The organism is Azohydromonas australica DSM 1124, assembly GCF_000430725.1.
Lineage (GTDB): Bacteria > Pseudomonadota > Gammaproteobacteria > Burkholderiales > Burkholderiaceae_C > Azohydromonas > Azohydromonas australica.
Window position 1 is genome coordinate 166,161 of the sequence record NZ_KE387212.1, and the last position, 18,584, is coordinate 184,744.

Annotated in this window: 16 protein-coding genes; 14 read left to right on the forward strand and 2 right to left on the reverse strand. The window is 70.0% G+C overall.

Annotated elements, in window-relative coordinates:
* Positions 1-52: 52 nt before the first annotated feature.
* Genes H537_RS0134165 through H537_RS0134195 form a run of 7 tightly spaced genes read left to right on the forward strand, consistent with a single transcriptional unit; the run spans position 53 to position 7,350 of the window.
* Positions 53-1,309 (forward strand): alpha/beta fold hydrolase, encoded by a 1,257-nt coding sequence (locus H537_RS0134165; protein ID WP_029001473.1) that lies wholly within the window; start codon positions 53-55, stop codon positions 1,307-1,309.
* A 31-nt stretch (positions 1,310-1,340) separates the two neighbouring features.
* Positions 1,341-2,219, forward strand: coding sequence for a VOC family protein (locus tag H537_RS0134170; RefSeq protein ID WP_029001474.1), 879 nt, complete (start codon positions 1,341-1,343; stop codon positions 2,217-2,219).
* A gap of 40 nt (positions 2,220-2,259) precedes the next feature.
* Positions 2,260-3,939, forward strand: a complete 1,680-nt coding sequence (locus tag H537_RS0134175) for an AMP-binding protein (RefSeq protein WP_029001475.1) — start codon at positions 2,260-2,262, stop codon at positions 3,937-3,939.
* On the forward strand, positions 3,936-4,415 hold the full coding sequence (locus H537_RS47170) for an acyl-CoA thioesterase (protein WP_043461290.1): 480 nt from the start codon (positions 3,936-3,938) through the stop codon (positions 4,413-4,415). The genes H537_RS0134175 and H537_RS47170 overlap by 4 nt, the downstream gene beginning before the upstream one ends.
* Complete coding sequence (locus H537_RS0134185; RefSeq protein WP_029001476.1) at positions 4,412-5,557, forward strand: FAD-dependent monooxygenase; 1,146 nt, start codon at positions 4,412-4,414, stop codon at positions 5,555-5,557. The genes H537_RS47170 and H537_RS0134185 overlap by 4 nt, the downstream gene beginning before the upstream one ends.
* Positions 5,558-5,588: 31 nt before the next feature.
* The gene (locus tag H537_RS0134190; protein ID WP_238446906.1) at positions 5,589-6,572 is read left to right on the forward strand and encodes a Bug family tripartite tricarboxylate transporter substrate binding protein; all 984 of its coding nucleotides are present in this window, start codon (positions 5,589-5,591) and stop codon (positions 6,570-6,572) included.
* A gap of 22 nt (positions 6,573-6,594) precedes the next feature.
* Entirely contained in the window at positions 6,595-7,350 is a 756-nt protein-coding gene (locus tag H537_RS0134195; protein ID WP_029001478.1) for a maleate cis-trans isomerase family protein, read from the forward strand.
* 34 nt (positions 7,351-7,384) lie between these two features.
* Here the strand turns inward: H537_RS0134195 and H537_RS0134200 are convergent, their stop codons facing one another.
* Both H537_RS0134200 and H537_RS0134205 read right to left on the reverse strand, forming a co-directional pair.
* Positions 7,385-9,307 (reverse strand): FAD-binding monooxygenase, encoded by a 1,923-nt coding sequence (locus H537_RS0134200; RefSeq protein ID WP_029001479.1) that lies wholly within the window; start codon positions 9,305-9,307, stop codon positions 7,385-7,387.
* Between the two features lie 120 nt (positions 9,308-9,427).
* Positions 9,428-10,429 carry a Bug family tripartite tricarboxylate transporter substrate binding protein gene (locus H537_RS0134205; protein WP_029001480.1) on the reverse strand — a complete coding sequence of 334 codons (1,002 nt, stop codon included), beginning with the start codon at positions 10,427-10,429 and terminating at the stop codon, positions 9,428-9,430.
* Positions 10,430-11,019: 590 nt separating this feature from the next.
* Here H537_RS0134205 and H537_RS0134210 point away from each other — a divergent pair.
* From H537_RS0134210 to H537_RS47185, 7 genes are all read left to right on the forward strand, one after another.
* Positions 11,020-12,429 carry a hypothetical protein gene (locus tag H537_RS0134210; protein WP_029001481.1) on the forward strand — a complete coding sequence of 470 codons (1,410 nt, stop codon included), beginning with the start codon at positions 11,020-11,022 and terminating at the stop codon, positions 12,427-12,429.
* A gap of 17 nt (positions 12,430-12,446) precedes the next feature.
* A complete protein-coding gene (locus H537_RS0134215; protein WP_029001482.1) occupies positions 12,447-13,022 on the forward strand; it encodes a LemA family protein in 576 nt (191 codons plus the stop codon).
* 382 nt (positions 13,023-13,404) lie between these two features.
* Complete coding sequence (locus H537_RS47175; RefSeq protein ID WP_051244179.1) at positions 13,405-14,427, forward strand: LysR family transcriptional regulator; 1,023 nt, start codon at positions 13,405-13,407, stop codon at positions 14,425-14,427.
* A 129-nt stretch (positions 14,428-14,556) separates the two neighbouring features.
* The gene (locus H537_RS0134225; RefSeq protein WP_084151172.1) at positions 14,557-15,552 is read left to right on the forward strand and encodes a Bug family tripartite tricarboxylate transporter substrate binding protein; all 996 of its coding nucleotides are present in this window, start codon (positions 14,557-14,559) and stop codon (positions 15,550-15,552) included.
* A 3-nt stretch (positions 15,553-15,555) separates the two neighbouring features.
* A complete protein-coding gene (locus tag H537_RS0134230) occupies positions 15,556-16,623 on the forward strand; it encodes an Ldh family oxidoreductase (RefSeq protein ID WP_029001484.1) in 1,068 nt (355 codons plus the stop codon).
* Positions 16,624-16,648: 25 nt separating this feature from the next.
* Positions 16,649-17,500: a sugar phosphate isomerase/epimerase family protein gene (locus H537_RS47180; protein ID WP_051244181.1), complete on the forward strand. Its 852-nt coding sequence runs from the start codon at positions 16,649-16,651 to the stop codon at positions 17,498-17,500.
* On the forward strand, positions 17,497-18,570 hold the full coding sequence (locus H537_RS47185) for a Gfo/Idh/MocA family protein (protein ID WP_051244184.1): 1,074 nt from the start codon (positions 17,497-17,499) through the stop codon (positions 18,568-18,570). The genes H537_RS47180 and H537_RS47185 overlap by 4 nt, the downstream gene beginning before the upstream one ends.
* Positions 18,571-18,584 lie beyond the last annotated feature (14 nt).

Genomic DNA, 18,584 nt, shown 5'->3' on the forward strand with positions numbered 1-18,584 from the left:
CCTATCGTTGATGCATGTCAACGAGAGGCGCCGCTGCCGCGGCGATCGGACGATGCGTCAGACCCTGGCCCAGCCCACCGCCGGCTTTCTCAACACCGACTGGAACCCGCGCGACATCCCGAGCGGCACGGCGACGCGCAACGTGGTGCTGCGCACCGCGGACGGCGCGGCCACCGGGGGCTCGCTGTACACGCCGGCCGGCGGCAGCCGCACCGTGGTGTGCGTCATGCACCCGCGCGAGTTCATGGCGTGCCACTACCTGATCCCGGACATCGTCGGGGCAGGGTATGCGGCCTGGTCGCAGTCGCCGCGCTCGGTGGGCAACGACCTGCGCCTGGAGCACGAACTCGCGCTGCATGACGTGGCCGCAGGCCTGGCGTTCCTGCGCTCGCAAGGCTTCGAGCGCATCGTGCTGCTGGGCAACTCGGGCGGGGCGGGGCTGTATGCCTTCTACGTCCAGCAGTCCTCGCTGCCCGGGAGCGAGCGCATCGCGCGCACGCCGGGCGGCCGGCCGACGCAGCTGGCCGAGCTGGACATGCCGACGGTGGACGGCCTGGTCTTCGTCGGCCCGCACCCGGGGCAGGGCGCGCTGCTGATGAACTGCATCGACCCCTCGGTCAGCGACGAAGGCAATGCGCTGTCGGTCGATGCGTCGCTGGATCCGCTGAACCCCGACAACGGCTACCGCGGCCGCGAGGGCACGCGCTATGCGCCAGCCTTCATCGAGCGCTACCGCGCCGCGCAGCGCGCACGCGTCGAGCGCCTCGACGCCCTGGCGCGCGAGCTCATCGCGGCGCGCCTGGCCGCGCGCAAGCGCATCAAGGACATGGGTGATGCAGCTCCGGTCGCGGACCGGCGCATGGCCGCGCACACGCCCATCATCAACGTCTGGCGCACCGACGCGGACCTGCGCTGCTTCGACCTCTCGCTCGACCCCTCGGAGCGCCGGTTCGGCTCGCTCTGGGGCAGCGACCCCTTCGCGTCGAACTACGGCGCCGTGGGCTTCGCTCGCCAGTGCACGCCCGAGAGCTGGCTCTCGACCTGGTCGGGCCTGAGCTCCAACGCCACGCTGGAGAAGACCGCCGCGGCGCTGGTGCAGCCCACGCTGGTGGTCGAGTACACGGGCGACCAGGCGTGCTTCCCCGGCGACGTGCGGCGCATCGTCGAGGCCATCGCTTCCTCGGACAAGCAGCACTTGCGCGTGCGCGGCGACCACCACGGCCGCGCCCTCTCGCCCGGCGAGGAACCGGGCCGCCTGGCCGCAGGTCGCCATCTGGCCGACTGGCTGCGCCAGACCTTCCCGCGCTGATTCCCTTCCCTCAGTCCTTCAGGAGACTTTCATGTCGGCTCAATTTCCCGTGCCGTCGCGGCTGGTGCTGCGCGGCGTGGACCACACCGCGCGCCCCACCTGGAAGCTGCGCGAGACGGTCGAGTTCTATCGCGACACGCTGGGCCTGCCGCTGGTGCACGTCATCTCCGCCCGCGGCTGGGGCCCGGCCACGCATCCGGACTTCCTGCACTTGTTCTTCGACAGCGGCAACGGCAGCACCATCGCCTTCTTCTACTACCTGGGCAGCGACGAGCCGGCGTCGCTGCAGGGCCGGGCCCAGCGTTCGCCGCTGCCCGAGGATCATGTCTTCGACGCCACCCACACCGCGTGGCTGGTCCAGGACGCCGCGGAACTGCGCGCCTGGAAGGAACGGCTGGAATCCCGGGGCCTGAACGTCTCGGTGGAAACCACGCACGAGGTCATCGAGTCGATCTACGTGCGCGATCCCAACGGCTATTTCATCGAGTTCACACGCAAGCTGCGTCCGCTCACCGCGGTTGACGCTGCCGATGCGGCACTGACGCTGCAGGCCGCCATGGAGGCCGAGGACCAGGCCGCGCACGCCGGCCGGCGTGTCACGCGCATCGACGAGGTCTGGGCGCGCAAGGGAGCGCTGCTTGACGGCGAGCGCGGCGCGGGCGTGCGTCTTTTCGTGCCGCAGGTGGAGGAGTTCGCCGCGCTGGTGCGGGCCGCGCGCGCCCGAAGCACTTGCCGCGTCGGCGAGGCGCCGGGCTACCACGTCATCGAGGCCGACGCGCCCGTCGAATTCGGCCGCCGGGAGCTGGGCCTCAAGCCGGCCGTCTGGTGGGGGCTCTTCACCGGGGGCCTGCACGGAACCATCGAAGCCTTCGACCGCGACCACGTGCGCATCGTGCCGCAGGCGGCCTGAGACACCGGTCGATCCAGCGCATCACCCGAGGAGACAAGCCATGTCCGGCCCCCTGAACGCCATCGAGGGCGTCATCTACCACCGTGCCGAGGACGCCCGCCGCTGGCTGGCCGACGGTGCCTGGATCGACCGTACCGTCGGCGACGCGCTGCGCGACACCGCGCGCCGCCACCCCGACCGCGTCGCCTTCGCCAGCGACGAGCGCAGCATCACGTTTCGCGAGCTCGACGAGGCGACGGACCGGCTGGGCGCCGCGTTGCTCGCGCTGGGGCTGGAGGCGGGCGACCGGGCGATCTTCCAGCTCGGCACGACGGTGGAAACGGCGCTCGTGCTGCTCGCCTGCTTCAAGGCGGGCGTCGTGCCGGTGTGCTCGCTGCCCCAGCACCGGGAGGTCGAGATCGGCCAGCTGGCACGCCAGAGCGGTGCGCGCGGCTACTTCGTGCAGGCCGACTTCGGCAGCTTCGACCTCGTGGGCTTTGCCCGGCAGATGGCGCAGCAGTTGCCCGCGCTGCGGCACCTGGTGGTCGTGCGCGGCCGTGCCGAGGGCTTGCCGGACCTGCAGGCGCTGATCGATGCCATGCCGCTGGAAGAGGGTCGCCGGCGCCTGCGCGACGTGCCCCTGGGCCCCGAGGACGTGCTGAGCTTCCAGCTCTCCGGCGGCACCACCGGCCTGCCCAAGATCATCCCGCGCTTCCACGCGGAGTACCTGGGCCACGCCGCGGGCTGGATGCGCACCTACGGCATCGATGCCGACAGCCGCGTGATCTGGTCGCTGCCGCTGCTGCACAACGCCGGCCAGCTCTATGCCCTGGTCCCGGTCGCGCTGCTGGGCATCACGACGGTGCTGATGCCCCGCGTGGACATCCGCCGCATGCTGGAGCTGATCGAGCGGCACCGCGTCACGCATGCGCTGTCCATCGGTCCCATCGCGCCGCAGCTGCTGGCCTACACCGAGCTGGCGCGCCACGACCTGTCCTCCCTGCGCCTGTTTGCGACGATGAGCCGCGCCGACAGCCTGGAGGCTCACCTGGGGCTGCCGTGCTCGAACCTGTACGGCATCACCGAAGGGCTGCTGCTGGGCTCCGGGCCGGACGCAAGTGCCTTTCGCCGCCATCACACGCAGGGCGCCTCGGGCTGCGCCCAGGACGAGGTCCGCCTGCTGGAGCCGGGCTTGGAGACGCCCGTGGCCCCCGGCGCCATGGGCGAGCTGTGCTTCCGCGGCCCCGCGACGCTGCCCGGCTTCTTCGACGCGCCCGAGGCCAATGCCCAGGCCTTCACCTCGGACGGCTTCTACCGCACCGGCGACATGATGAGCGCGCACCTGGTGGACGGTGTCACCTGCTATGCCTTCGAAGGACGGCTGCGCGACAACGTCAACCGCGGCGGCGAGAAGATCGGCTGCGAGGAGGTGGAAGCCTTCGTGAGCCGGCACCCGGCCGTGGCCGATGCCAAGCTCGTGGCCATGCCCGACCCGTTCTACGGCGAGAAGGGCTGCATCTTCATCATCCCGCGCCCGGGCCAGCGCTCGCCCGACGTGGCCGAGCTGGCGCGCTTCCTGGTGGCCCAGGGCCTGGCCAAGTACAAGTGCCCGGAGCGCGTCGAGACCGTCGAGGCCTTCCCGGTCACGCGTGTGGGCAAGCTCGACAAGCCGGCGCTCAAGCGCCAGATCGCCGAGACCCTGGAGCGCGAGGCCGCCGCGGCCGAGGGGAGCCGGCCGTGATCAGCACCGAACACGTCGCGAGCCTCATGCCGCTGGTGGTGCGCCGGCGCGTGCGCTGGGGCGAATGCGACCCCGCCGGCGTCGTCTACACCGCCGCCTTCGCCGACTACGTCATCAGCGCCGCCGAGCTGTTCTACGGCGCGCTGTTCGACACCACGCCGCAGCGGGCCAAGCACGAGCAGGGCTTCGGCACGCCGACCCGGGCGCTGGACTTCGACTTCCAGCGCTCGCTGCGGCCCGACGACCTCTTCGACATGACGGTGACGGTGGCCGCCATCAACGAGCGCAGCTACGTGCTCGACGTCACGGCCCGCACGCCGGAAGGCGAGGTGGTCTTCGTGGCGCGCCTCACGCCGGTGTGCGTGGCGCGCGACGAGCGCCGCTCGATCCCGATCCCGGCGGCCTTCCGAACGGCCCTGCAGCGCTACCAGGCCGACTGCCGCCTTCACGCATCCCACCAGGAGACCACCCCATGAAGATTGCCGTCATCGGCGCCGGCCCGGCCGGCCTGTACTTCTCGCTGCTGGCCAAGAAGCACGACCCGCGGCACGAGATCCATGTCGTCGAGCAGAACCCGCGCGATGCCACCTACGGCTGGGGCGTGGTGTTCTCCGACGTGGGCCTGGGCTTCCTGCGCGAGGCCGATCCCGACTTCTTCACCGAGTTCACGGCGCACCACGAGCGCTGCGACTACATGGAGATCGTGCACCGCGGCACGCGCGTGCAGGTGCACGGCAACCACTTCTCGCGCACCTCGCGCATCGACATGCTGGGGGTGCTGCAGCGCGCCTGCGAGCGCCAGGGCATCCACGTGGAGTACGGGCGCCGCATCGAGGACGTGGAGGCGCTCTCGCGCGAGGTGGACCTCGTGATCGCGGCCGACGGCGGCAACAGCGCCGTGCGCCGGCAGTATGCGCAGCACTTCAGGCCCAGCTTCGAGAAGCGGCGCAACAAGTTTGCCTGGTACGGCACGCGCCAGCGCTTCCACCCGGTGTCGCTCATCTTCCGCGAGACCGAGCACGGCGTCTTCATCGCGCACAGCTACCAGTACAGCCCGGAGCTCAGCACCTTCCTGGTCGAGGTCGATCCGCACACGTGGCAGCGCGCCGGCCTGGACCGCATGAGCGAGGACGAGAGCCGGCGCTACTGCGCGCAGGTGTTCACCGCCGACCTGGGCAGCAACGAGCTGCTGACCAACCGCTCGCTCTGGTTCGAGGCCAACATCGTCAAGAACGAGCGCTGGACGCACCGCAACATCGTGCTGCTCGGCGACGCCCTGCGCACCGTGCACTTTTCGCTCGGGTCGGGCACGCGCATGGCGATGCAGGACGCGATCGCGTTGCACCACGCCATCGCCGAGCAGCCCTCGGACCTGGAGGCGGCCTTCGCGGCCTTCGAGGGCACCCGGCGCCCCGCGTCGTCCACGTTCCAGGCCGCCGCGGCCCGCAGCCTCGACTGGTACGAGAACGTCGCAGGCCGCCTGCACCTGGACCCGGTGAGCTTCGCCTACGACTACATGCGCCGCACGGGCCAGGTCACGCACGAGGACCTGCGCCGGCGCGATCCGCACTTCACGGCGGCCTATGAGCAGCTGCACCCGCAAGCCGCGGCTGCCTGACGACATGACCCACCCAACCGGAGACAAGACCGTGACGACATCGCTGAAACATCGCCGGCTGTACGCCGGCGCCGTCCTGGCCCTGGGCCTGGCGGCCCAGGCCGCGGCGCAGACCTTTCCCGCCAAGGCGGTGCGGGCGGTGCTGCCGTACTCCGCGGGCAGCGGTCCCGACGCCGTGGTGCGCCAGGTGGGCGAGAAGCTGGGCAAGGACTGGGGCCGTCAGGTCATCGTGGACAACAAGCCCGGTGCCAACGGCTGGCTGGCGGTGGGCGACGTCAAGCGCGCGCCAGCGGACGGCTACACCCTGCTGGCCGTGGACAACACCCACGTGACGCTGCAGCCGCACCTGTACAAGCAGCTGCCGTTCTCGCCCACGAAGGACTTCGAGCCGGTGGCGCCGCTGTACTCGACGTACTTCTTCATCGTCGTGCCGGGCAACTCGCCCTGGAAGACGGTGGCCGACCTGGTGGCGGCAGCCAAGGCCGAAGACGGCAGGCTCACCTACGGCACCTGGGGCATGGGCAGCGTCGCCCATGTGGGCACCTCGATGCTGGAGTCCGCCACCGGCACCCGCATGACGCACGTGCCGTTCAAGGAACTGCCCCAGCTCTACTCGGCCGTGGCCACCGGCGAGGTGGCGTGGGCCTTCGGCACCGCCGCCACCGTGGGGCCGCTCCACAAGGCCGGGAAGGTCCGGCTGCTGGCTGTGGCAGCGCCCAAGCGCCTGCCCGGCTACGCCGAGGTGCCCACGGTGGCCGAGGCCGCCGGACCGGCCGGCTTCGAGCTCAAGACCTGGGTGGCGCTGTTCGCACCCAGGAGCACGCCCAGGGCCGTAGTCGAGAAGATCAACGCCGGCGTCGGCAGTGCGCTGATGACCCCCGAGGTCCGCGAGCGCCTGGCCGTCTTCGGTTTCGAGCCGTGGGGCGGGGCGCCTTCGGACGTTGCCGCCGCCATCGATGCCGACACCCGCCGCTTTGCCGACATCGTCAAGCAGGCCCGCATCCAGCTCGACTGACCCAGCACCCGTAGGAAACGACATGAATGCACGGACCTACCGCATCGGCCAGATCGTGCCGAGCTCCAACACCACGATGGAGACCGAGATCCCCGCGATGCTGCGCGCCCGCGAGGCGCTGCGGCCCGAGGTGCGCTTCACCTTCCATTCCAGCCGCATGCGCATGCACAAGGTGACGAGGGAAGAGCTCGAAGCCATGAACCGCGAGGCGGTGCGCTGCGCGGCGGAGCTGGCCGACGCCCGCGTGGACGTGATGAGCACGGCCTGCCTGGTGGCCATCATGGCCATGGGACTGGGGTACCACCGGCAGGTGGAGCACGAGCTCACCGAGATCGCGCGCATGAACCACTCGCTGGCGCCGGTGATGACCTCCGCCGGCGCGCTGGTCGACGGGCTCAAGGCGCTGGGTGCCCGGCGGGTGTCGCTGATGGCGCCCTACATGCGGCCGCTCACCGAGCTGGTGGTGCGGTACATCGAGCACGAGGGCATCAAGGTGATCGATTCGCTGAGCTTCGAGATCCCGGACAACCTGGAAGTCGGCCGGCGCGACCCGATGCAGCTGGTCGAGGACGTCAGGCGGCTCGACACCGACGGTGCCGACGTGGTGGTGGCCTCGGCCTGCGTGCAGATGCCCTCGCTGCCGGCGGTGCAGCGCATCGAGGACATGCTGGGCATCCCGACCGTGTCCACCGCGGTGTGCACGGCGCGCAGCATGCTCGACCACCTGGGCCTCGAAGCGGTCGTGCCCGGCGCCGGGGCGCTGCTGGCTGCGCGGTAGACGCGCACCGGCGCCGCCTGCGCCAAGACCGGGTTCAGCTCGGCAGCATGAAGCCTGCGAAGAAGTCCGTGAGCGCCTGGTGCGCCTGCAGCGGCAGCACGTGGGCGACGTACTGGTCGGGGCGCACCACGACCAGGGCACCGTGTGCGCGGTCGATGCCCCGCAGGTCGAAGATGTCCGGGCCGTTCCTCACATCCGGGCAGAACACCTTCTCGCAGTCGCGCAGGCCGTAGCGTCCCTTGTGCGGCAGCAGCAGGGCGGGCAGCGATTCGAGCGCCAGCTCGCGGTGTCCCTGCTGGAAGACGGCCCGCAGGTCGAACACCGCGTCGACGTCCTGGCCCGGGCGGGTGTACCGGCGCACCGGTGAGTCCGGCGACGCCTCCAGGAAACCGCACAGGGCCCGGATGCCCGCCTGGTCGTCCAGCGGGTCGTCGGCGCCGGCAAAGGCGTAGAGGCGCCAGCGGCCGTCGGCCTTGCCGGCATGGCCCAGCTGCACCGGCCTGGCATCCGCGAGGCGCAGCACCGGCGCCGAGTGGAAGCGCGTGCCGATCACGAACCCGGCGGCTAGGTGCTGGTGCGTGGCTTCGCCGCAGATGGCGGACGGGCGGTAGTGCGTGCCCATGCCGGCCGTGAAGCGGCCATGCCGCTCGAAGTAGGTCTGGAACTCCTTCGGGTCCACGCCTTCGGCTTCGCCGCCGGCCACTTGCCGGGCGCGATCGCTGAACATCTTGGCCCACTCGCGATCGAAGTCGATCAGCTCCTGCGCCACGACCTGGCGCTCGGCCGAGTAGGTGTGCAGCAGCGCCGGCGTGCATTGCCGGCGCAGTACCGCGGCCAGCTTCCATCCCAGGTTGAAGCTGTCCTGCATGGAGAAGTTCATGCCCTGGCCGGCCTTGGGGCTGTGGGTGTGGCAGGCGTCGCCGGCGATGAACACGCGTGGCAGGCGCGCGCCAGGCGCCTGCGTCGGCACGTCGTCGTACTGGTCGCAGATGCGCTGGCCGATCTCGTAGACCGACCACCACGGCACCTCCTTCACGTCCAGACTGTAGGGGTGCAGGATGCGCTGCGCCGTGGCGATGAGCTGGTCGAGCGTGATCCCGCGGTGGGCCACCCGCTCCTCTTCGCCCAGCTTGTCCATCTCCACGTACAGCCGCACCAGGTAGCCGCCCTCGCGCGGAATCACCAGCAGGTTGCCGTGGGAGGACTGCACGGCGGCCTTGTAGCGGATGTCGGGGAAGTCGGTCACGGCCAGCAGGTCCATCACGCCCCAGGCTTGGTTGGCGGAGTCGCCGACCAGCTGCCGGCCGATGGACTTGCGCACCGCGCTGCGCGCACCGTCACAGCCGATGACGAAGCGCGCCTGCACCGTTTCCACCTGGCCCGCGTGGGCCGCGTCGGTCCGCTCCAGACGCACGGTGACGGGGTAATCCGCAGCCTCGTGGTCCACCACGACATCGAGCAGGCGGCGCGCGTAGTGCGGCTCCAGCCGGCTCGGCGAGTTGCGCATGAGGTCCAGGTAGAAGTCGTGCACCCGCGCCTGGTTCAGCACCACGTGCGGGAACTCCGACAGGCCGTCCTCCGTGTCCTGCACGCGGCCGTGGCGCACGACGGCGCCCGGGTCCGACTCGTCGGGCTTCCAGAAGGTCACCTCATTGATCCAGCAGGCCTCCTTGAGCACCCGCTCGCTGAAGCCGAAGGCCTCGAACATCTCCATGGTCCGGCAGGCGATGCCGTCGGCCTGTCCCAGCTGCAGGGGGCCGTCCTTCTGCTCGACGATGCAGGTCCGGATGTCGGGAAACGCGGCCAGCTGCGCTGCCAGGGTCAGGCCGGCAGGGCCGCAGCCCACGATCAGCACGTCCGCTTGTGCCGGCGCCGCATCCGTGTGCCGGGCCGCCGAGGCAGACGCTTCGGACACGTGCGGATCGCCTGGCTTGAAGCCATTCAGGTGGAACTGCATCGCTACTCCCGTGGGCCCCAGGCTGCCTGCCGAAGGACGCTTCCTTCGGGCGGGGCAACCGCGGTACCCGCGGGCCAGGGGCCTCCCAGGCTTCAGGTCGGCGCCGGCTGGCGGCCCGGATCACTGGAGCTGGATGTGGGCGTCGGCGATGACCTTGCGCCAGCGGGCCGACTCGCTCTGCGAGAAGGCCTTGAACTGCGCGCCGTCGATGGGCATCGGCTCGCCGCCCTGGGACGCGATCCAGTCGGTCGTCTCCTTCTGGGCCAGGGCACGTGAGAACGCCGTGCCCAGCCGCTGCGTGACCTCGTTGCGGCTGCCCTTGGGCACCACGAGGCCGAACCACTGCTGCACGACGACGGACGGATAGCCCGCCTCGGCCGTCGTGGGCACGTTCGCGATGAACGGGTGGCGCGCGGGGCCCGCGACGGCCAGGATCTTCAACTTGCCGGCCTGCCGCTGCTGCTCGGCCGTGCCGGCGGGGACGATCATCAGGTCCACGTTGGCGCTGATGAGCGCCGTCACGCCCGGGGCCAGGCCCTGGAACGGGACGTGCAGCAGGTCGACGCCTGCTGCCGACTTGAACAGTTCCGTGCCCAGGTGGGCCAGGCTGCCGTTGCCCCACGAGGCATAGGAATACTTGCCGGGCTGCGCCTTCGCCAGGGCAATGAACTCGCGCAGGCTGTTGGCCGGGACATGGTTGCCCACGGCAATCGTGTACGAGAACTTGGCCAGGCCCATCACGTCGGCGAAGTCGCCCGTGGCGTAGGGCAGCTTCGCGTAGTAGATCGGGTTGATGGCATGGGTATCGGAGGAAGCCACCATCAGCGTGTAGCCGTCGGCCGCGGATTTGGCCGCGAAGCTCGTGCCGATGGAGCCGCTGGCTCCAGGGCGGTTGTCGACGATGAACGGCTGTCCGAGTTGCACGCTCACCTGGTCGCTCAGCCGCCGGGCTAGTGCGTCGGTGATGGCGCCCGCGGGCCACGGAACCACCACCCTGACGGGCTTGCTGGGGTAGTCCTCGGCCTGGACGGCGGGCGTGGCACCCAGGAGCGCGACCACGGCGCACAAGCCCGCGGCGGCGGTGCGAAAGGCTGGAACGAACGTGCTGGCGCTGCGGGGCATGGCTGATGGCGAGGTTGATGCGATGGCCTGCCATCTTGGGTTCGTGTGGCCGCAAGGCTTGTCCTGGGGCGCCGTGCCGTGATCCCGCGACGACAGCGGCACATACGCCGACGAGCAGACCCGCGCGATGGGCGCTTCGGGCGCAGAGCCCGTCAACAGCGTTCGCGGGCTGAAGTCGCAACGGGCGCCAGGCCTGAATCACACGACAGGGACGGCCAGGCGGATTCGGTCTTGATGGCTTCCTTGGCTGCCAAGGCGGCCGCACCGGCAACGACCGCGCCGCTCGTACGGCGCGCGATGGCGAGGCCCTGCCCCAGCGTCTTGTGCAGCCCCCGGCTGGTGCTGTCACGCACAAGCGCCTGGGGTTGCGGTGCGCACCGGCCCGTGCCCGGCGCGCACCTGGAGCGGTTCGACCTCGTGCGGCGCGTGCGCGCGTGGCCGCCGGCGCCGAAATGCCTTGAACCGCGAGCCGCCGTGGGCGCACTCATGGGCCGGACTTGAGCAGTGCAGCCAGTCCCTGCAAGCGGCAGATGCCGCCCCATAAGCCGGCGTGCCACGCCTGTTTATCCGAAACACCCTGAACCCCCGCCATGCCCGAAGCCTTCACCCAGCGTTGGACCTTCAGCCAGCCTTCGCCCCTGGGCGACATCAGCTCCAGCGTCGAGCTGACTTCCCAGGGCCTGACCTTTCACTCCGACGCTGCGCTCGATACCGGTTCGCACACCGTGCGCTGGGATGCCATCACGCAGGCGGCCACGGCGGTGGCCGACATGCCCGGCGGCAAGAACGGGCCTGACATGCCGCGCTGGATGCCCAGCCGCCTGGAGTGGCTGTTGATCGCGCGCACCGATGGCGCTGCCCTCATGCGGCCGCTGCCCGACGGCGACGCGCGCGATCGCCTCGTTGCCGAACTGCGCCGGCGGTTGGGCCCACGCTGGGTCGGCGAGGGCCTGCCGCTGCACGCGGCGCGCCGGCGCCTGGGGCTGTCCTCGCGGGGCCAGACGCTCAAGGTCGCATTGCTGGTGCTGGCGGTGCTCGCGATCCTGTTCGGGCTGCTGGTGCTCCTGGCGTTGCTGGCCTCGCCGGTGTTCATGCTGCCCGCCGCCAGCGTCGTGGGCGGCTGTTGTTTCCAGCGCGGCCTGGCCGGGCTGCGCGATGCGCTGCAGATCACCAACATGCCCACCGCCAGGGTCACGAGCGCCGCAATGGGGCTGGTCGAACTGCAGGGCCGGGCCGTCACCGATGCGCCCTGCGCCGCCGGCGCCAGTGGCCGGGCGAGCGTCTGGTGGGATGTGGCCGTGGACGCCTGGGAGTCGGACGCCAAGGGCAGCGACGGCGGTTGGCGCCAGCTCGTGGCCCGGCATGGCGGTCGCACGGATGCGCTGGTGTTGCAGGACGCCACGGGCCGGCTCCCGATCTGGCTGCGCGATGCCGACTTGCTGCTGCAGGAGCACGCCTGGGAGAGCGGCAAGGACGAGCTGCCGGCGGCCGGGCGCGAGCTGCTGCGGGCTGCCGGCCTGGCCTGGGACGGCGCCAGGCGGCTGCGCGTGCGCGAGCGGCGCATGGAAGCCGGCGGGCCGCTGTACGTGCTGGGCACGCTGGACGAGGCTCGCCACCTGGACCTTGCCAGCCTTGACGTGCGCGGCTTCGCAGGACTGGCGCGCGCGCTGCGCACGGGTGCGTGGCGCAGCGCGCTGGTCCAGAGGCTGCCCGGGGTCCTGCGGCCCCCCGTCATGGTCACGCTGGCCTACCTCGACATGCTTTTCAGCCTCGGCCGTGGCGGCGAACGCGCCAGCGCGCCTCGGGACGCGGCGCCGCCCTTGGGTCTCGATCCCGCCGCGGTGCTGGTGTGGAAAGGGCGCGCCGGCCGCCCGTTCATCGTCTCCGACCAGCGAGAAACCGGTGCCCTGGCGCAGTTGCGCAAGCGCTCGCTGCTGTTGCTTGCCGTCGGTGCCGGCGTCATGTGCTGGTGCCTGCACGAGCTCATCCAGCTGTTCTGAACTCCAGGAGAAGATCCATGATCGCAGTTGCCGTCCTCATGTTTGCGCTGTTGCTGCTCGCCCTGGCCGTCGCCGCCTATGGCGTGGCGCTGTTCAACGCCCTCGTGGGCGTCAAGCACCAGGTGGACCAGGCCTGGGCCAACATCGACGTGCTGCTCAAGCAGCGCCACACGGAGCTGCCACGGCTCATCGAGGTGGTCAGGAGCCACGCCGGCTACGAGCGCGAACTGCTGCAGCGCATCACCGAGCTGCGTGCGCGTACCGGCCAGGGAGAACCCGACGGCACGCGGCTGGCTGCCGAGGGAGCGCTGTCGCGAGACGTGGCGCGGCTGCTCGCCGCAGCCGAGGCCTATCCCGAGCTCAAGGCCAGCGCCGCCTACCTCGAACTCCAGCAGCGCATCAGCGCGCTGGAGGACCAGATCGCACACCGGCGCGAGTACTACAACGATGCGGTGAACCTCAACAACGTGCGCATGGAGCAGTTCCCCAACATGTTCCTCACCGGCATCGCAGGGCTGGTGCGTCGGGATCTGTTTGCCGCGACCGAGCAGGAGCGGCGCGAGTTGGATGTCGGGGCCATGCTGGCCCATTGAGGATTCCAGGCCCGAAGGGCGGCAAGCGACTCGACGCCGAGCCCAGGCCCGCTGCTGCGAAATCAACCTCCAGCAGTCGACTCCTGAACCGCTTCGCCGGCCACGGCAACCCAACCTGACCGAAGCGAATCAGCGTGGCGCCGTTATGGGCTGACCCCGGGCGGTGCACTGGAACGTGAACGTGCTCTGGCGCCAGGAGAGGCGGCTGCAGCTTGGCAGCATCGGTGGACGGCGCGATGCCGCTGCTTCCCGTCCTTGCAGCCGCCGGTGGTGTACCTTTTGAATTCGCCGGCTTGACTCACCAATGCGTTGATCACGCCGACGTACCCATCCAGCCATTTCCCGGCGTTTGCCTGTCTGCCCAGGTATCGGGTGAGCGGCGTTGGAATCCGGCATCAAGGAGTCAGCCATCAACCTGAGGCAACTGCGCTACTTCACCCGCATCGTCGAGGCAGGAAGCATCACCCGCGCGGCCGAGCAGCTCTTCGTGGCGCAACCCGCGCTCGGCATGCAGATCAAGCAGCTCGAGGAGGACCTGGGGGTCGAGCTGCTGCAACGACATTCGCGGGGCGCGTCCGCGACCCGTGCTGGCCAGGTGCTCTACGAGCGCGCCTGCGAGATCCTGCGACTGGTGGAGGAGGCGGAGCGCCAAGTGGTCGCGGCGGGCCGTTTCGCTACCCAGAGCATCGTGCTGGGTCTGACCAACGGGTTCGTCAACCTGGCGGGGCGGGACTTGGTGCTGCGGGCCCGTGAGCGTCTGCCAGGCGTCAAGCTCGAGATCGTCGAGGAGCGCAGCCTCGTGCTGCTGGACGCGCTGGAGCGGCATGAGATCGACGTTGCACTGGCCTACGAAGTGCGCGAGCGTCCCAGCCTGATGCGTGTGCCGCTCATCGAGGAAGAGCTGTTCTTCGTCAGCCAGGGCCCCGGCGGCAGCCAGGCCTGTGCCGAACCGCCGATCGAGTTTGCCGAACTGGTCCGGCGGGAACTCGTGCTGCCCCGTCAGCGCGACGGCGTGCGCCAGCAAGTGCTGGCCACAGCCAAGCGCATGGCGCTGGAGTTGCGCATCGTCGAGGACGTGTCCTCGATCTCGCTGATGAAGGAGATGGTGGCCCGGGGCGACGCGGCGTCCGTGATGCCCTATGGCAACGCCGTCGACGACATCGAGAACGGGCGCCTGCGCGGCCGCAGGATCGTCAATCCGACCGTCAAGCGCACGCTCTACCTCGTGCGCTCGCTGACCCGTGCCGCCTTCGAGCACGAGGAAGCGTTTCTCACGCTGTTGTCGCAATCGGTGAGCCAAGTGGCTCAACGCATGGGCCCGCTGGCAACACGGCTGGATCCGCTGGATCGGCCGCTGGGCCAGACGCTGGCCGAACTGCGGAGCAGGGGCCACTCCCTGGGATAAGCCAGCGAGCCCAAAGAAAAAGTTTGAGCAGGGAGACACCGATCGTCTTGGACGCCTGGCAGTGAAGTGGCTGTAATCCAGGCCAGACCCGCGTTGTCACGTCGCGGGCAGGCCTCAGGAGACAAGGCGATGAACACGACCAGCAACGCTCGGCGACAGTTCCTGCACGCATCGGCGGCGGCCCTGGCCGCCTCGGTGCTGCCCGGACGGGCACTGGCGCAGGACTACCCCAGCCGCCCCGTCAAGCTCCATGTCGGCTTTTCGGCCGGCGGGCTCACGGATGTGCTGGCCCGGCTGACGGCGACCTACCTGGGCCCCAAGCTGGGCCAGACGGTGGTGGTCGAGAACAAGACGGGCGCCGCGGGCAACATCGCCACCGAATACATCAGCACGGCAGCACCAGACGGCTACAACCTGCTGTTCTCCTCGGTCGGCCAGATCGTGGTGTCGCCACACACCGTCGGCAACATGCGGGTCAGCCCGCAAAACGACCTGAGCCATATCTCCATGGTGGGGGAGGGTGACTTGATCCTGACCGTCAGCGCCCAGGTCCCGGCCCAGGACGTTCAGCAGTTCATCGAGTACGTGAGGAAGAACCCCGGCAAGGTGTTCTACGCGGACTCGGGTGCCGGTGGAAACCTGCACCTGTACATGGAGTATTTCAACCTCCTGGCCGGCCTGCAGATGACCGGCGTGCACTACCGGGGCACGGCGCAGCTGATGCCTGATCTGGTCAGCAATCAGGTGCAGATGAGCCTCAACGCCTATCCGGCGATCGAGGCATATCTCCAGAAAGGACTGCTGCGCCCGCTGATGATCGTGGGCAGGCAGCGTGAGCCCAAGCTGCCGCAGGTTCCCACGGCTGCCGAAGCCGGGATGCCACAGCTCGAGGTCTGCACCAACTGGTTCGGCGTGCATGCGCCCCGCAATCTGCCGGAGTCAATCCGCCAGAAGGTTCAGCTGGCATTGTCCGAGGCGGTCAAGCTCGATGCCATGAAGACGGCGCTGGCGGCGCAGTCGATCCGCCCTGTGGGCAGCAGTCCTGCGGAGTTCATGGCGCGTATCGCGGCCGACTCGGCCGCGTTCGAGAAGGTCGCGCGCACGGCCAAGATCCAGGTGTCCTGAGCCATGGACAGCCATAGGGACGTGCGCATGGACGCCGGCGAGTTGCTGGCCTTCGCCGCCGCGATGTTCAAGGCCGCCGGCCTTGGCGACGCGGACGCGGGCGTGATGGCCGACAGCCTGGTCGGTGCGGACTTGCGCGGCACGCACTCGCATGGCCTCATCCGGCTGCCTTTCCTGGTAGCCCGGCTTCGCGACGGCGGAGCGAATCGCCAGGCGCGGATCAAGGTGGTCAGGGAGGCGCCCGGCACGGCGCTGCTCGATGGCGATCGCGCGCTGGGCGCCATCACGGCCACGCGTGCCATGGAAATGGCAGTGGCCAAGGCCAGGACGCAGGGCATCGGCTTCGTGGCCGCGACCAACAGCGACTTCATCGGCGCCTGCGCCCACTACGCGATGCAGGCCCTGCCGCACGACATGATCGGCGTGGCCTGGACCAACGGCTTTCCCGGCATGGCGCCCTGGGGCGGCCGGCGCAACACCATCGGCAACAACCCGATCGCGTTTGCCGCACCCAGCGGCTCGCATGGCCCGGTGGTGCTGGACATGGCGCTGAGCGTGGCTGCGGGCGGGCGCATCCGGCTGGCCGCCAAGCGCAAGGAGCACATCCCGAAAGGGTGGGTGCTCGGCCCTGACGGCGAGCCCACCGACGACCCGGCCGACCTGGCCGCCGGTGGCGCGCTGCTGCCGCTGGGCTACAAGGGCTACGGCCTGGCCGTCTTCGGCGAGATCCTGTGCGGCGTGCTCACGGGCTCGAACATCCTGGGCGAGGTGCCGGCCTGGTTCACCGACACGGACCGCGCCATCGGCAATGGCCACATGCACATGGCCATCGACATCGCCCGCTTCATCGAGGTCGCGCAGTTCAAGCGCCGCGTGGACCTGCTGTTCGAGATGCTCAAGGCCACGCCGCGCGTGCCGGGCGTGGAGGACATCCTGCTGCCCGGGGAACGCGCCTGGCGCACGCACCAGGCGCAGCTCGTGGAGGGCATCCCGGTGCCCCGCGCGGTTGCCGACGACCTGCTGACGCTGGCCGACCGCCTTGGCGTGCCCGCCCCCATGGCGCTGTCCTGACACCTGCACCTTCGTTGCCAACACCATGCTCAAGCACCTGACCCTGGCCCACCTGACGCTGGGCACCACGCCACTGCAGACCATCGAGGCCGCGGCTGCCGCCGGTTTCGGCGCGGTGGGCCTGCGCATCTGCGCACGCCGGCCCGGCGAGCCGTTCGACACACCCGTGCTGGGTGTGCCCACCATGGTGCGGCAGCTGCGCCAGCGCGCCAGCGACCTGGGCGTGCGGCTGTCCAACGTCTCGGCCTACCAGTTCTACCCCGAAGTCGGCTGGGATGACGTGGCACCGGTCATCGACACGGTGGCCGAGCTGCAGGTACCGATCATCGTTGCCAACTGCTTCGACCCCGACACGGCCCGGTTCACCGATGTGTTCGGCCGCTACTGCGAGCGTGCAGCACAGGCCGGCATCCGCATGGCGCTGGAGTTCCTGCCCTACAGCGGCGTGCGGGACCTCGCCACGGCCTGCCGCATCGTGGCGTCGGTCGGTACGGCCAGCGCGGGCCTGCTGATCGATGCGCTGCATCTGGACCGCTGCGGCGGTGGCCCGCAGGACCTGCGCGGGCTCCCGGCAGAGCGTGTGGTGTTCGCTCAGCTGTGCGATGCCCGCCGGCCGGATGGTCCCATGACCGATGCCGAGCTGCTCGCGGAGGCCCGCACCGCGCGGCTGCCGGCTGGCACGGGAGCGCTGCCGCTGTTCGATTTCCTCGACGCGCTGCCGCCTGGATGCGAGATCGAGTACGAGGTGGCACGCGCCGACATGGCCCAACGCTCGCCGCTGGAAAAAGCCCTGGCGGCGGCGGCGGACGCCAGCCGTTTCATGGAGAGGTATTCACGGCGACACCATGCCGCCGTCACGGAAGGAACCAACGCATGAGCGCCACGACCACCAAGCCCCTGCGCGTCGGGGTGCTGGGCTGCGGCATGATCAGCGCGGACCATTTCACCGCCTGGCAGCGTGCCCAGGGTGCGCAGGTGGTGGCGGTCTGCGATCCGGTGCGCGACCGCGCGCAGGCCCGGGCAGACCAGTTCGGCATCGCGCAGGTCTACGACGATGCGCAGGCCATGATGGCTTCGGGCCCGCTCGATGCCGTGGACATCATCACGCCGCGCGAAACGCATGCCGGCATGGTGCGGCTGGCAGCCCGGCACGGGCTGCACGCGCTGTGCGAGAAGCCGCTGTGTCCGACCTATGGGGAGGCCGTCGAGCTGGTGCGCGAGGTGGGCGACACCATCCACGTGATGGTCAACGAGAACTGGCGCTACCGGGCCTACTTCCTGAAGGTCGCGCAATGGCTCAAGGCAGGGCGGCTCGGCACGGTCACGCAGGCACGCATCGCGCTGTGGCGTTCGAGCATGCTGCCGCGCCGGGAGGACGGCCGCATCCACGCCCTGACGCGCCAAGCCTTCCTCGCCCGCGAGGAGCGCGTGCTGATCGCCGAGTCGCTGATCCACGAGATCGACGTGGCGCGCGCGCTCTTCGGCGAGATGGAGCTCGTCGCCTGCAGCACCGGCCATGCATGCCGGGAAATCGTGGGCGAGGACAGCGCCACGCTGCTGCTGCGCGCTCGGCATGGACTGACCGTGACGATCGACGGCGTGATGACGGCTGCCGGGCACGAGACCCGCGCGCCCGACCGCATGGAGATCGCCGGGACGCGCTGCAGCGTGCTGCTCGAGGGCGCGGTGCTGCAACTCATGGGCGCCGAAGAAGAGACCCATGTCTTCGATGAGGCGCAGGTGCGGCAAGGCTGCTTCGACGCGTCGATCCAGCACTTCGTGGACCAGGTGAGGGCGGGGGGGCACTTCTGGACTTCCGCGACCGACCAGCTGGCCAGCCTGCAGCTGATGGAGCAGGCCTACCAGGCCGCGGGCCGTCCCGCGCCGCTGGCCCCGCAAGACCTTCCGCCCGTGGCGCCGCCGCGCATCACGGGTCACCTGTCCTGAACGATCAACGAGAG

Bases quoted from the DNA above. Each gene is read 5' to 3' on its own strand.
- H537_RS0134165 (WP_029001473.1), top strand. From the start codon at position 53: ATGCGTCAGACCCTGGCCCAGCCCACCGCCGGCTTTCTCAACACCGAC.
- H537_RS0134170 (WP_029001474.1), top strand. From the start codon at position 1,341: ATGTCGGCTCAATTTCCCGTGCCGTCGCGGCTGGTGCTGCGCGGCGTG.
- H537_RS0134175 (WP_029001475.1), top strand. From the start codon at position 2,260: ATGTCCGGCCCCCTGAACGCCATCGAGGGCGTCATCTACCACCGTGCC.
- H537_RS0134185 (WP_029001476.1), top strand. From the start codon at position 4,412: ATGAAGATTGCCGTCATCGGCGCCGGCCCGGCCGGCCTGTACTTCTCG.
- H537_RS0134195 (WP_029001478.1), top strand. From the start codon at position 6,595: ATGAATGCACGGACCTACCGCATCGGCCAGATCGTGCCGAGCTCCAAC.
- H537_RS0134200 (WP_029001479.1), bottom strand. From the start codon at position 9,307: ATGCAGTTCCACCTGAATGGCTTCAAGCCAGGCGATCCGCACGTGTCC.
- H537_RS0134205 (WP_029001480.1), bottom strand. From the start codon at position 10,429: ATGCCCCGCAGCGCCAGCACGTTCGTTCCAGCCTTTCGCACCGCCGCC.
- H537_RS0134210 (WP_029001481.1), top strand. From the start codon at position 11,020: ATGCCCGAAGCCTTCACCCAGCGTTGGACCTTCAGCCAGCCTTCGCCC.
- H537_RS0134215 (WP_029001482.1), top strand. From the start codon at position 12,447: ATGATCGCAGTTGCCGTCCTCATGTTTGCGCTGTTGCTGCTCGCCCTG.
- H537_RS0134225 (WP_084151172.1), top strand. From the start codon at position 14,557: ATGAACACGACCAGCAACGCTCGGCGACAGTTCCTGCACGCATCGGCG.
- H537_RS0134230 (WP_029001484.1), top strand. From the start codon at position 15,556: ATGGACAGCCATAGGGACGTGCGCATGGACGCCGGCGAGTTGCTGGCC.
- H537_RS47180 (WP_051244181.1), top strand. From the start codon at position 16,649: ATGCTCAAGCACCTGACCCTGGCCCACCTGACGCTGGGCACCACGCCA.
- H537_RS47185 (WP_051244184.1), top strand. From the start codon at position 17,497: ATGAGCGCCACGACCACCAAGCCCCTGCGCGTCGGGGTGCTGGGCTGC.